12 protein-coding genes and 1 tRNA gene are annotated in these 12,149 nt (G+C 54.8%); 6 read left to right on the top strand and 7 right to left on the bottom strand.

Features of this window, described 5'->3' with window-relative positions; genetic code table 11:
• The first annotated feature begins 33 nt into the window (after window positions 1-33).
• Window positions 34-609 carry a hypothetical protein gene (locus FYZ48_RS10740; protein ID WP_149340184.1) on the top strand — a complete coding sequence of 192 codons (576 nt, stop codon included), beginning with the start codon at window positions 34-36 and terminating at the stop codon, window positions 607-609.
• Here FYZ48_RS10740 and FYZ48_RS10745 read toward each other — a convergent pair.
• Entirely contained in the window at window positions 602-988 is a 387-nt protein-coding gene (locus FYZ48_RS10745) for a potassium channel family protein (RefSeq protein WP_145041066.1), read from the bottom strand. The two genes, FYZ48_RS10740 and FYZ48_RS10745, sit on opposite strands and share 8 nt — an antisense overlap.
• A gap of 287 nt (window positions 989-1,275) precedes the next feature.
• Here FYZ48_RS10745 and FYZ48_RS10750 point away from each other — a divergent pair, with 287 nt between their 5' ends.
• A complete protein-coding gene (locus tag FYZ48_RS10750; RefSeq protein ID WP_149340186.1) occupies window positions 1,276-2,376 on the top strand; it encodes an alpha/beta hydrolase in 1,101 nt (366 codons plus the stop codon).
• 162 nt (window positions 2,377-2,538) lie between these two features.
• Here the strand turns inward: FYZ48_RS10750 and FYZ48_RS10755 are convergent, their stop codons facing one another.
• Entirely contained in the window at window positions 2,539-3,558 is a 1,020-nt protein-coding gene (locus tag FYZ48_RS10755; RefSeq protein WP_149340188.1) for a hypothetical protein, read from the bottom strand.
• Window positions 3,559-3,812: 254 nt separating this feature from the next.
• Between FYZ48_RS10755 and FYZ48_RS10760 the strand changes: the two genes are divergently transcribed.
• Entirely contained in the window at window positions 3,813-4,217 is a 405-nt protein-coding gene (locus FYZ48_RS10760; protein ID WP_149340190.1) for a MerR family DNA-binding protein, read from the top strand.
• Window positions 4,218-4,248: 31 nt separating this feature from the next.
• The gene (locus FYZ48_RS10765) at window positions 4,249-5,034 is read left to right on the top strand and encodes a heavy-metal-associated domain-containing protein (RefSeq protein ID WP_149340192.1); all 786 of its coding nucleotides are present in this window, start codon (window positions 4,249-4,251) and stop codon (window positions 5,032-5,034) included.
• Between the two features lie 88 nt (window positions 5,035-5,122).
• On the opposite strand, the gene FYZ48_RS10770 is transcribed toward FYZ48_RS10765, so the two are convergent.
• From FYZ48_RS10770 to FYZ48_RS10790, 5 genes are all read right to left on the bottom strand, one after another.
• On the bottom strand, window positions 5,123-5,548 hold the full coding sequence (locus FYZ48_RS10770) for a hypothetical protein (RefSeq protein ID WP_149340194.1): 426 nt from the start codon (window positions 5,546-5,548) through the stop codon (window positions 5,123-5,125).
• Window positions 5,549-5,659: 111 nt separating this feature from the next.
• On the bottom strand, window positions 5,660-6,730 hold the full coding sequence (locus FYZ48_RS10775; RefSeq protein ID WP_198422205.1) for a N(4)-(beta-N-acetylglucosaminyl)-L-asparaginase: 1,071 nt from the start codon (window positions 6,728-6,730) through the stop codon (window positions 5,660-5,662).
• A gap of 64 nt (window positions 6,731-6,794) precedes the next feature.
• Window positions 6,795-8,144, bottom strand: coding sequence for a phosphoglucosamine mutase (glmM, locus tag FYZ48_RS10780; protein ID WP_149340196.1), 1,350 nt, complete (start codon window positions 8,142-8,144; stop codon window positions 6,795-6,797).
• Window positions 8,145-8,282: 138 nt separating this feature from the next.
• The gene (locus FYZ48_RS10785) at window positions 8,283-8,960 is read right to left on the bottom strand and encodes a lysophospholipid acyltransferase family protein (RefSeq protein ID WP_149340198.1); all 678 of its coding nucleotides are present in this window, start codon (window positions 8,958-8,960) and stop codon (window positions 8,283-8,285) included.
• Window positions 8,961-8,972: 12 nt separating this feature from the next.
• On the bottom strand, window positions 8,973-10,049 hold the full coding sequence (locus tag FYZ48_RS10790) for a sialidase family protein (RefSeq protein WP_242022573.1): 1,077 nt from the start codon (window positions 10,047-10,049) through the stop codon (window positions 8,973-8,975).
• 408 nt (window positions 10,050-10,457) lie between these two features.
• Between FYZ48_RS10790 and FYZ48_RS10795 the strand changes: the two genes are divergently transcribed.
• Entirely contained in the window at window positions 10,458-11,759 is a 1,302-nt protein-coding gene (locus tag FYZ48_RS10795; protein WP_149340200.1) for an O-acetylhomoserine aminocarboxypropyltransferase/cysteine synthase family protein, read from the top strand.
• A 195-nt stretch (window positions 11,760-11,954) separates the two neighbouring features.
• Window positions 11,955-12,027 (top strand) — tRNA-Lys (locus FYZ48_RS10800).
• The last annotated feature ends 122 nt before the right edge of the window (window positions 12,028-12,149 follow it).

Consider the following 12,149-nt stretch of genomic DNA (forward strand, 5'->3'; position numbering starts at 1 on the left):
ACCGTTTACATTCCCAAACAGGGAATTCCTCATGTGAATATCACCTTCGCCGGATTTCTCGGCGCCAACACGGGGATTAATGCCAAAGGCATCGTGCTGTCGGAAATGGGAGATTCCCCGGGCAAGGACTTTCCTTTCGAAATGAACGGCGTCCATTTTACAACTCTGTTTCGGCAGGTGATGTACGACGCCAATAATCTGGACGAGGCCATCGATCTCTTCAAGCAGGCGAAGCGGATCAAGAAATATCACTATGTCGTCGGGGACGGCTCCACTCGCCAGGCCGTTAAAATGCTGGCACATGCGCCCGATCTGGTGATCTGGCGGGACAACGACCCAGCCGACGAACTCGCGCCGGCGGTCATGAAAAACCTGGTCTACCAGGACGAAGGCCGCGGCGCGTTTCAACCGTTGCAGAAAGTCTATGGCAAGATCGGAGCGGAGGAAATGCGGGACATCGCCTGTCAGATTCCCATCAAAGGGGGCAATATCCTGGATGTCGTCTACGACGCCACCGCGCTGGAGTTCTGGGTCTCGTATGCCGAGAAACAGGAAGAAGCCTATCAGCGACACTTCGTGCACTTCAAACTCAAAGACTACCTCAAGTAGATTTGTGATGCTCTGAACCTGACGCTTCGTGTTCCAGATCCATGTGCCGTTTCGCTGTCTCATGCAGGGACCGCGTCGCGATGGCAATAACTAATCCGACGACAATCATCCCTACCAGGCCTATCCCCACGCTGATGATTTTCCCCATCGGCGTCTCGGGCGTTATATCACCATAGCCGATGGTCAGACCGGTAATCATCGAGAAATAGACGGCGTCTCCGAAGCTCAGGTTCTCAAACCGCCAGATCAGGAAAGCCCCCAGTAGCAGAATCAACAGCAGGGCCACAATGACTTCGCGGACATACGAGGCGTAGCGCATAAACGAACTGAAGAATTCAACAAACAAAGGCAGTCGTTTCTCGATGATGTGCTTCAGCATGGGGCTTGTCTCGAATTGCTAATTAATGAAAAGTGGAAACGCGTTTGAAGGATTTCATCAGAAATCCAAGTTTACCCGTTTGAACGCACACTGCCCAGAGAGTTTCCCTCGTCTTTCGTACTACCGATTGTGATTGGAAACTAGAGAATGGACCTGTCCAGACAACAAACGACGCTGTGCTCACATTCAATCCGCTTGATTCACCTGCCCCCAGTCGTTACTTTTGTTAAATAACAACAGCGTCTCTCCTGCCACTTAAGATCGCCTGCCATGCCAAGGAGTCATCCATGCTCTCTGCTCTCAAAAATACGTTCCTCACCGCTCTGCTGCTCCCCGTCCTCTGTTCGGTTTCCGTCTACGCACAAACACCGCGGCTCAATCCTGATGACTTGCTCCAGTACCGTGACGGATCCGGAAAAGTTCAGAAGGTCACCACACCGGACGACTGGAAACAACGCAGGCAGGAAATCATTCGCGGTATGGAAACGGTCATGGGCCCCTTCCCGGGTGACGATCAACGGGTTCCGCTCGACATCGAAGTCCTCGAAGAGGTCAAGCTCGACAACTACACGCGCAAGCTGATTACCTACCAGTCCGGCCCCGATTCCCGTACGCCCGCCTATCTCTGTATTCCTCACACCGCCAGTCAGGATCACAAGGTCCCCGCGGTCCTCTGTCTGCATCCCACCGACAACAAGGTCGGCCATAAGGTCGCCCTCGGGCTGGGAGGCCGCGCCGGTCGTAATTACGCCGCCGAACTCGCGGAACGCGGCTATGTCACCATCGCCCCTGCCTACCCGCATCTTGCGAATTACTGGCCCAACCTGGGCAAACTCGGCTTTGTCAGCGGTACGATGAAAGCCATCTGGGATAACTCCCGCGCCATCGACCTGCTGGCATCTCTGGACACAGTCGATATGAGCCAGGGTGTCGGCGCCATCGGACACTCCCTGGGCGGCCACAACGCGATCTACACCGCCGTCTTCGATCCCCGCGTCACCGCCATCGTTAGCAGCTGCGGCTTCGATTCCTATCGCGACTATTATGACGCCGCCGAACGCGTCTGGTATTTCGGCAAAGGCTGGTGCCAGATCCGCTACATGCCCCGCATGTCAGACTACCGCGGTAGACTCGACGAAATCCCCTTCGATTTCACCGAACTGCTCGGCGTCATGGCCCCCCGCCCGGTCTACGTCAACGCGCCCCTGCACGATTCCAACTTCCGCTGGAAAAGCGTCGACAAATGCGCAAACGCAGCCCGCCCCATCTACGAACTGCTGGACGCCAAAGGCAAACTCGTCATCGACCACCCGGACTGCGATCACAACTTCCCGGAAGAACAACGACAGAAAGCCTATCAACTCTTCGATACGGTACTGAAGAAGTAAACGGATTCCCGCAGTTCCAACTGAGAAATTAGAACAGGTAGGCCCGAATGTATTTCGGGCCGAGCGCAGCGAGCAGGAAATTGTCAGAGTTGCCTGCATTACTAGGAAAAGTTTCTACTCCCCTCCTGAACAACGAAAGCGAATTTCAACAGCATCCACCCGCTAACGTTTCAGCTCTGCTGGAATCTCGTATTCGCCCACCTTAACCCCCTGCTTACGCAAGGCATCCATGATCGCCTTGTAAATATAAGGGTTGTTTTCCAGAGCCCTGCGATTATCTTCAGTCCATTTATCAAGTTTCAGATCTTTGAATGCAACATCATCCATCTTGCCGAGCTCAACGATGATGTCTCGCATGACTTTCCCTCCTTGCAGAAATCGATCCCTCAGCACAGGAGTTCCATCGGCATAGGTGAGACTGGCTAGTATTTTCCCCAGCATTTGCGTAGAGAGAGAACCGTCGCGGTCGGTGCCGGCTGCAATCGGATTCCACAAAACGTGCTCGGACTCAGATTTCATTTTCGCCAGCTGAGCCAGATGCGCCGGTATTTGTGGCCAGGGACCTTTGGGAGAGTATTTGATTTCGCCGATGCCCTCCTTCCCGGTCCCATGTTCGGCCCAGCGTGCCATTCCTTCCAGAAACCAGGTGTTTTTGAACTGCGTTGCGCCATATTGCACCAGGTGAAACGTCTCATGGGTGGGAGTGACGTTTTTCGTGGGATCGAGCTGACTGGAAATCGCCATCACAATACAGCGGTCCTTGGGGTTCCCCTCAGGTATCTTGCGCGCACGCTGCGCACTCGAGTAAGCAATCCCGTTCAGGCCCCCCATTTCCTTGCGATCCCTGATGCTGACCTGAATACAGTTCACACCTTGAAACCGTTCACTTTCAAATGGATCAGGAAACTCCAGAGCGCGGCAGAAGAGTTGATGCGCCGCCCACACCTGTTTGGCGACATTTTCCACCTGATCTGAGACACCGTTCTTGTTCACATCAATGGGAGAGACCGCCCCCGTTCCTTCCTTCGTGTAAAAGACCCGCACAAATTCAAAGACGTAGTGTTCCTTGAGCTCTGCCTTTTTGTTCTGCTGGGCAGACGCCAGCTCAGGAGAGAGAAACACACCCGCAAGAATTGCGAGCGTAATGAGCCGACGTGGTATAAAACCAGGAATGCCTCTCATCGGAGTTGACCTTTCGGCTGACGACCAGACTGGTCGGGTTGACGGACCGATAGAGCTGTGACTGACACGTGAAGATATGTACCCAATCAATCATAACTGAAGGCCATGCAGTGTCAATCAGATTCACACACCAGGCAGGATGTTGATAATTTCTCGTCGAGCCCTCCCCGGTCATAATTTTTCCCTGAAGAGTGCGTTTTACCGCTTGACTCCGTACCATGGTACAGAGTCTATAATGCTTCAGGAGGTAAAACATGAGTCAATTAACAATCGGACGTGTCGCTCAGGCCGCTGGCGTGGGAGTCGAAACAGTCCGCTTTTACGAACGCAAAGGTCTGGTCGACCAGCCACGCATCAAAGCCCCCTTCCGGGAATATCCGCCGGAGACCATCGATCGCATTCGGTTCATCAAACGGGCTCAGGAACTGGGGTTCACGCTGGCTGAGGTCGAACAGTTGTTGAGCATTGCAGACAACCCCGGCTCCTCCAAACGTGAGGTCAAGCAGCTGGCGGGACAGAAGCTGTCCGAGATTCGTCAGAAAATCGACGATCTCAAAAGACTGGCTGACACACTCGACTCTCTCTATGAAAAGTGTTCGGGACATGGGGCTCTGGAAGACTGCCCCATCATTTTGTCGATTCTTCCCGCTGAAAAATAAACCATCATCCATCCGATACGGAGATAATAGAATGCAGACTCTTGAACAGACAGAACAGTTTCAGGAAGTGACGGTATCAACCAATCTCAAGTGCCAGTCCTGTTTGAGTAAACTACAGCCATCCCTGGACCAGGCTCCCGAGATCTTCGAATGGAAAGCCGATCTCACGAGCGCCGCAAAGACGGTCACCGCGAAAGTCAGCGGAGCCCAGCCTGCCGAGAAACTGGTCGAAGTGGTCAAGAACGCCGGCTATGAGGCAGCCATCGTAGAGAACCCCCAGCCCGGTCTGGAAATCCTGCAGAGTGAACCTGCGCCTGTTACAGAAGAGAAACCAAAGTTCAGCCTGGCAACCTACAGGCCGCTGCTGCTGGTCGTGTTCTATGTGGCTGGTGCCGCCGCAATTTTAACTTCGATGCAAAATTCAGGCGCGACGCTCGAAAACTTCATGCGTTACTTTATGGGCTGCTTCTTCCTGGGCTTCGCGTTCTTCAAACTGCTCGATGTCAGCAAGTTTGCAGATGCCTTCGCGACCTACGACATCGTGGCCAGGCGATCGCGTCTCTACGCCATGCTCTACCCCTTTCTGGAGTTTGCACTCGGCATCGCATTCATTCTGGGCGTCTTTCCGACCATCGTGAATCTGGTCACCGCCACAGTCATGGGTGTCGGCTTAATCGGAGTCCTGCAGGCAGTCCGCAAACGCCAGGCAATTCAATGTGCCTGCCTGGGAACGGTCTTCAACCTGCCCATGTCCGCAGTGACGATCATCGAAAACACAGCCATGATCCTGATGGCCCTGTTTATGTTGTGGCCCTAGAGTGAAGAGAGTGATGTGAAAGAAAATGCGTGTATTTCGAAGTTACTCAATTGATAGGCATGAATCCAATATCAATTGAATAGAACAATTACTCATCACTCTCAATTGTGATTCTTGATGTCAGGTTCAGATTACGCTTTTTCACGTATCTATCAATGATTTCTTCACTGTTGATTTTATTGGAATCACTTTCATCAGTTATAAATAGTTGGACTAAACCCGATTGAATCTTAAATGGTGTGAACGATAAATAAAAATTATAACCATGCCTGCCAAACCATGAATAAGTCCAAATCTCAAAATCTTCAAAAAGGATCGTTTCGTCAGGTTGTCCACATACCTTAATTAAAAGAGCAGAATCAATTTCTTCATCTTCGAAATACGTACATTTGTGCGCAAATGCTCCAACAGCATCGGTGAAGAACATATTTGCTGCTCGATTGGGATCCGCATTGTCAAAGTATTGAATCAGGCTTGTTACATCGAGATTTTTGTAATGATCATCAAGGTACATGTTGTCTCTCTTACAGGGCTTTATTCTGACTGAGTAAAGCTACTACTTAACTAATCTTTTCGTGTATTTCGTGCCTTTCGTGGTTCTTAAATACCAGATCAGCACACGCACCTACCCCGCCTCAATCAGATAGCCACCCTCAATAATTTGAATCCCCGCTTCGGTAATCACTGCCGCCTTGGGGGGCTTGTCTTTCCGACCCTGAATCGCAAAGCAGCCCGCTTCGCCATTCTTATTGATCGCCACGATCTTATCGGTGAAGTTCACCTTCTCCGGGCCGCCGTTGATCTTCACGATGCGGTGACACAGCGCTTCGCACGCCTCACGGGGGCTCTTACCGGCCCGCATCTGTTCCACGACGAAGAAGCTCCCGCAGGTTCGCAGAATCTCTTCACCCCGGCCCGTCGCACCCGCGGCTCCCACTTCGTTGTCCACATACAGACCCGCGCCAATAATCGGCGAATCCCCAATCCGGCCCGGCAGCTTCCCGAACAACCCCGAGGTCGTCGTGCAGCCCGCCAGATCCCCTTTGCTGTCCAGCGCCAGAATGTTGATCGTGCCGGTCGGCCGTTTCTCCAGATCGTAATTGCCGTCTTTCGGCGGGAACCAGTCGTCCTTGTCGCTCAGATTCTCCTTCCAGCGGAGCCACATCTTCCGCGATTTGTCCGTCAGCAGGTTCTCTTCCTTGAAGCCATGCGCCCGCGCAAACTTGCGGGCCCCCTCACCTACCAGGTGAATGTGATCGGTCCGTTCCATCACCAGTCGCGCGACCGAGGACGGCGTCTTAATCATCTCCAGTGCCGCCACGGAGCCGCAGTTATGCGTCCGACCATCCATGAAGCAGGCATCGAGCTGCACCACCCCTTCCTCATTCGGCAAGCCGCCATAGCCTACCGACTGATCTTCGGGATCCAGTTCCGTCACCCGCGCGGATTCTTCCACCGCGTCGAGAATATCGCCCCCCTTCTCGAACACGTTCCACCCGGGACGCAGGACCTTCTCGGCCCACTCCTCACCCCGGCTGCACAGGATCAAAGGTCGGCGGGGAGCGGGTCCCTCCTGCGCGCGTACCTTCAGGTTCGTAAACAGGGAAAGCGAAGCACCCAGCCCCGCTGCCGTCTTGATGAAATGTCTGCGATCTGTCATGCCCCGATTATACGAAGCCACAGATTCAAAGATCAAACACTTCCTCGGCAGATCACCAACTTTCGTACCGTTCGTTCTGGCCGTGGTAGATAATAAAAACTTAAGCCACTGCCGAACCCACGATCTCCATCGCCGCTTCGCACAACTGCTGGGCCTCATCGTTTTGCGGTGCTTCCGCGATGACCCGGATGATCGGCTCCGTGTTGCTCGCCCGTACCTGTACCCAGCGGTCGTCCCAGTCCAGACGCAGGCCATCGCCCGACGAGGCCGTTGCCGAGTCGAAATGTTTCTCCAGCGCCGCACACGCCTCGGCCACCTTTTCGCGGGGACAGGTGATTTTGTTCTTCACAATACTGTATTGCGGCAGCGAATCGGCCCAGGCAGACAGCGTCTGTTTTGAAGCGGCCAGCCCCGCCAGCACGTAGGCCATGCTCACATAGCTGTCTCGCACAAAACCGACCTTGGGATCAATCACCCCACCATTCCCTTCGCCGCCGATGATCGCCTTTTCCTGTTTCATCTTCGCACAGACGTGCGCTTCACCCACATAGGAACGGAAGAAGGGGCAATCGTACTTCGCCGCAATATCCGCCGTCACTCGGCTGGTGGAACCATTCACCACAATCGGTCCCGGAGTCCGGGCCAGCACGTAGTCGGCTCCCAGGGCCAGCGTCAGCTCTTCGCCGATGTACCGCCCCGTCTCATCCACAATCGCCAGTCGATCTGCATCGGGATCCTGGGCAAAGCCCGCATCCGCGCCCTGCTTGACCACTTCTTCACAGAGTGAGGTCAGGTTCTCCTTCAGCGGCTCGGGAGTATGTGCGAAATTACCGTCTGGCGTACCACCCAGCACAATCACTTCACAGCCCAGCGCTTCCAATAGATGCGGCGTCGCCACACCACCGGAACCATGATTACAGTCCAGCACCACTTTGAACTTCCGCTGCTGAATCGCCGCCTGGTCAATCAATGCCAGTACCCGTTCGATATGGGGACCAGCTGCGTTTTCGTAGCGCTCTACCTCTCCCAACTGATCCCAGGAGACAAAGTTGAACTTCTCATTGTTGAGCACATCCAGCAGCCGCTCTCCCTGCTCCTGGTTGTAAACCGAACCTTCGGGCGAAAACGGTTTGAGTCCGTTCCAGGGGATCGGATTATGGCTCGCCGTGATCTGAATCCCCCCCGCGGCTTTCAGATGTGTCACCAGTACGCCGCAGGTCGGCGTTGTCGCGATGTCGGCGTCAATCACCTTGCAGCCCGTCGCCAGCAGACCGGAAATGACCGCATGCCGCACCATCCGACCACTGCCACGTCCGTCACGCGAGAGTACCACGGTCCCCTGGTCGGCAATCGTTCCCACCGCGGCGGCAAAGCGGGTCAGGTAATCGGGAGTCAAACCGTTTCCCACGACACCCCGTAAACCAGAAATACTCAGAATCCGTTCCGACATAATCAGCCCCTGCTGTTAAAAATCGATGTGCTGTCAACGCTAAGAGAAGACGTCCAATCCGTAGCGCAAACCATAGTGGACTCTGACTGAATTGACAATCCCGACTCCCCCGGAAATCAGGGCGAAATCGGGTCAAAATCAGTCCTGCGACTCAGGATCCAGCCAGATTGCCGCCTCGCGCTGACAGGCGATCACCCGCTCATGTGTCAGGGCCAGCAGATCTTTCTCGGCCCCCCGCGCACAGTACTCCTTGACCGTCGCCGCCGGGATCGGTTCGCCAAAGACCACGCGTACCGCCCGCGGATGCAGAAACCACGCCCCCCGCGGCAGTGCCTGGTAGGCCCCCGCAATCCCAATCGGGTAAATGGCGGCATCGGTCCGCTTCAGCAGTGCCAGAAACCCTGGCTTGAAACGCTGGACCTCCCCGTCCTCGGAACGGGTCCCCTCGGGGAAGATTCCCACCAGGTTTCCGTTCTCGATATTCTCGATTGCGGCCCGGAAACTGGTCGAACTCGCCGACCGGCGGCTGATCGGAATCACATACGTGTACCGCAGGAAAGGCCCCAGCAGCGGAATCCGAAACAGGGAATCCCGCGCCATGAAGCTGATCGGTCGACTCAAAGGCAGACCGATCAGCAGTGGATCGAGAAAACTCTGGTGATTACTGACCAGCACCCCGCCCCCCTGGGCAGGCAGACGCTCTTCATGGCGCGCCCGGTACCGCAGCCAGATTCCAAAGATCACCTGGAGAATCCATTGCAGCACCAGCCAGAGCAGCATCCTGCGGTGGGGGGGAACTCGTTTTTCTTCAGCCAACGCTCACGCCTCTCAGTCGATCGCCTTGAGTTTGAGCTGACTGGGGTCCAGCACCACATGCTTGACCAGATCCCGCTTCCAGGTGTAGGTGATGTGCACCTTACCGTCGTCGGTCTGAATCACAGCCGGGTAAGAGTATTCCCCCTTCTGATCTTCCAGCACCAGGGCCGTCGACCAGTGTTTACCGTCTTCCGAAACCGCCACATGCAGCGGGCTGCGGCCTTTCTTCGTTGGGTTATAAACCAGCAATGCACGACCATCTTTCAGGGTAACCGCGTCGGTGCCGCTGTTCGGGTTGGGCAGCGAGGTCATCGTGACTTCACCCCACGAACGGCCATTGTCTTCCGACCAGGCTTCGACGATCTTCCCCTGGCGGCTCCGACAGAGAATCTGCAGCTTGTCGCCATATTTGAGGACGGAGGGCTGAATCGCACCGATTTTGTGCCCGTCGTTCAACGGACCGGTCCGATGCCAGGTCTTACCGAGATCGGGAGTCCACTCCATCTGCAACTGCCAGCCGTTGTGTTCGGTACTCGCGGGACAGAGCAAAGTGCCGTCGGCCAGCAGGAACGGTTTATTTTTAACAGGACCGACAAAGCCGTCCGGCAGCCGTTTTGCAGGCCCCCAGGTTTTGCCGTTGTCGTGGGAGATTTTCAGCATGCCCCACCATTCACTCGGATTAGGACCGACCTTGTAAAACAGCAGCAGTGTGCCCGGTTTTGTCTGAAACAGCACCGGATTCCAGCAGGGATACCGCTTCGAGTCACTCTCCACGCCATCCGCGACACTCACGGGAGCCGTCCAGCCATCACCCTCGTTGCGGCACACCCAGATCTCTACATCCGGGTTCTTCTCATGCGTGCCGCCGAAGAAAGCACACACCAGGCCTTTGGGTGTCTCCACAATCGTCGAGGCATGGCAGGAAGGGAACGACGCATCGGTATACACGAACTCCTGTTTCACCAGGCCGGGCTGGTCGGCGGTGGTGTTTTCGGGCGGGTTGGCGTGGGCGGATGCGGTCATGCCGAAACAGACGAGAAACAGAGGCAACACGTTGCGGAATACGTTCACAGGTCGTAACTCTCTCATAAGTCGTACTTTCTTCACCACAGAGTATCAACGGGAAATGAGAATCGAATGGTCAGTACTCAGGATATCATCCCCCCACCCAAAGGGGAATTGGCAATAATTCGCTTCTCCCGTTTTTCACCAGATTTGATTTTCTTAACTCTTTTTCGTTGAATTTCACTCCTTTTCCGGGAATGGCACATTCAAACACAAGAACGCCGCGGGCGAATTGTTTTTTACTTTCAACATCGATAGGATGACGGATACTCCGAGGGGCTGTTTTCCTCTGCAAAATTCGCCTCAATTGAAGCTCATCCCGGCACATTCTGCTCACTTCAGCCAATGTCGTTATCGTGGATCGAGTTCTCTGAATTACTTTGGTGCTTGAGAACAAGCCAGATCACACCCTTATAAGAAGGTTATTAGACAATGGATGCCGAAGCATTGAAATTAGCGACTCTCTGTCTGCATGGCGGTCAGGAACCCGACAGCGCCACCAATTCCCGCGCCGTTCCTATCTACCAGACGACCTCCTACACCTTTAATGATACTGATCACGCGGCCAGACTGTTCGGCCTGCAGGAATTCGGGAACATCTACACCCGCCTGATGAACCCCACCACCGACGTGCTCGAAAAACGCCTCGCACTGCTCGAAGGGGGCGCTGGTGCCCTGGCGGTCGCCTCTGGACAGGCTGCTGAATCGCTGGCGATCATGAACATCGTCGAGAGCGGTCAGAACATCGTCTCTTCCTCCAGCCTGTATGGCGGAACCTACAACCTGTTCCACTACACGTTCCCCAAGTACGGCATCCAGGCGAAATTCGTCGATCAGAGCGATCCCGAAAACTTCCGCAAAGCCATCGATGACGACACCCGCGCCATCTACCTCGAAGCCCTGGGTAACCCGCGGTGTGACGTGGCCGACTTCGAAGCCATCGCCGCAATCGCCCACGAAGCCGGCATCCCCGTAATCGTCGACACCACCCTGGCCTCCCCTTACCTGTTCCGGCCCTTCGAACACGGAGCCGACATCGTCGTGGCTTCCTGTACCAAGTTCATCGGTGGTCACGGTACCTCGATCGGCGGGATCATCGTCGAAAAAGGTGACTTCCCCTGGGACAACGGAAAATTCCCCGGTTTGACCGAACCCGATCCCAGTTATCACGGTCTTAAATTCTATGAGACGTTTGGTCCCATGAACCTGGCCTACATCCTCAAAATCCGGGTCCAGCTCCTCCGCGATCTGGGACCGGCAATGAGCCCCTTCAACGCCTTCCAGCTGTTGCAGGGACTGGAAACGCTGCACCTGCGCATGGAGCGGCACTGTCAGAATGCTCTGGCCGTCGCGAAGTTCCTGGAAAGCCATCCCAAGGTCTCCTGGGTGAACTACAGCGGACTCGAATCGCATCCGGACTACAAGCTGGCGCAGAAATATCTGCCCAAGGGCTCTGGGGCGGTCTTCGGATTCGGCATCCAGGGTGATACCCCGGAACAGCAGCAGGCCAATGGCATCAAACTGATCAACAGCGTCAAACTGTTCTCGCATCTCGCCAATGTGGGCGACAGCAAGTCTCTGATCATCCATCCGTCCAGCACGACTCACCAGCAGCTGACTCCCGAAGAGCAGCTCAGCTCGGGCGTCACCCCGGACTTCATCCGGATTTCGGTCGGTACGGAAGATCAGGAAGACATCATCAACGACCTGAAACAGGCCCTGGAACAGATCTGATCCCCGGCACGTTTCAGCCAACGAGACCATCTCAGGAACCGGCGCGGGATTTCCCCCCGGTTCCTGATTTTTCAAACAACTTTTATCGAGGTTTTCCAGCAGAGCGGACGATAATTCTTATTATCGACCACCAGAACGCCCGCCGCATCTCTTGTCGACGGCCAGAGCGTTCATTAAAATGCCGACAATTCATTCGCCCTTGTAGCTCAATTGGCAGAGCAACTGACTCTTAATCAGTAGGTTCTAGGTTCGATTCCTAGCGGGGGCACTTGTAAAGCCTTTCTGTTAAACGTTTTGCGATGACAGTGAGGCTTTCTTTTTGTATCCTTTTGAGGTGGTTTTCATTTCGTATCCTTTTCGAGGCGTTTCTGTCGTGTTCAGAGAGGCAGA

This window comes from Gimesia chilikensis (assembly GCF_008329715.1).
Classification (GTDB): domain Bacteria; phylum Planctomycetota; class Planctomycetia; order Planctomycetales; family Planctomycetaceae; genus Gimesia; species Gimesia chilikensis.

Bases quoted from the DNA above. Each gene is read 5' to 3' on its own strand.
- FYZ48_RS10745 (WP_145041066.1), bottom strand. From the start codon at position 988: ATGCTGAAGCACATCATCGAGAAACGACTGCCTTTGTTTGTTGAATTC.
- FYZ48_RS10750 (WP_149340186.1), top strand. From the start codon at position 1,276: ATGCTCTCTGCTCTCAAAAATACGTTCCTCACCGCTCTGCTGCTCCCC.
- FYZ48_RS10755 (WP_149340188.1), bottom strand. From the start codon at position 3,558: ATGAGAGGCATTCCTGGTTTTATACCACGTCGGCTCATTACGCTCGCA.
- FYZ48_RS10760 (WP_149340190.1), top strand. From the start codon at position 3,813: ATGAGTCAATTAACAATCGGACGTGTCGCTCAGGCCGCTGGCGTGGGA.
- FYZ48_RS10765 (WP_149340192.1), top strand. From the start codon at position 4,249: ATGCAGACTCTTGAACAGACAGAACAGTTTCAGGAAGTGACGGTATCA.
- FYZ48_RS10770 (WP_149340194.1), bottom strand. From the start codon at position 5,548: ATGTACCTTGATGATCATTACAAAAATCTCGATGTAACAAGCCTGATT.
- glmM (WP_149340196.1), bottom strand. From the start codon at position 8,144: ATGTCGGAACGGATTCTGAGTATTTCTGGTTTACGGGGTGTCGTGGGA.
- FYZ48_RS10790 (WP_242022573.1), bottom strand. From the start codon at position 10,049: ATGAGAGAGTTACGACCTGTGAACGTATTCCGCAACGTGTTGCCTCTG.
- FYZ48_RS10795 (WP_149340200.1), top strand. From the start codon at position 10,458: ATGGATGCCGAAGCATTGAAATTAGCGACTCTCTGTCTGCATGGCGGT.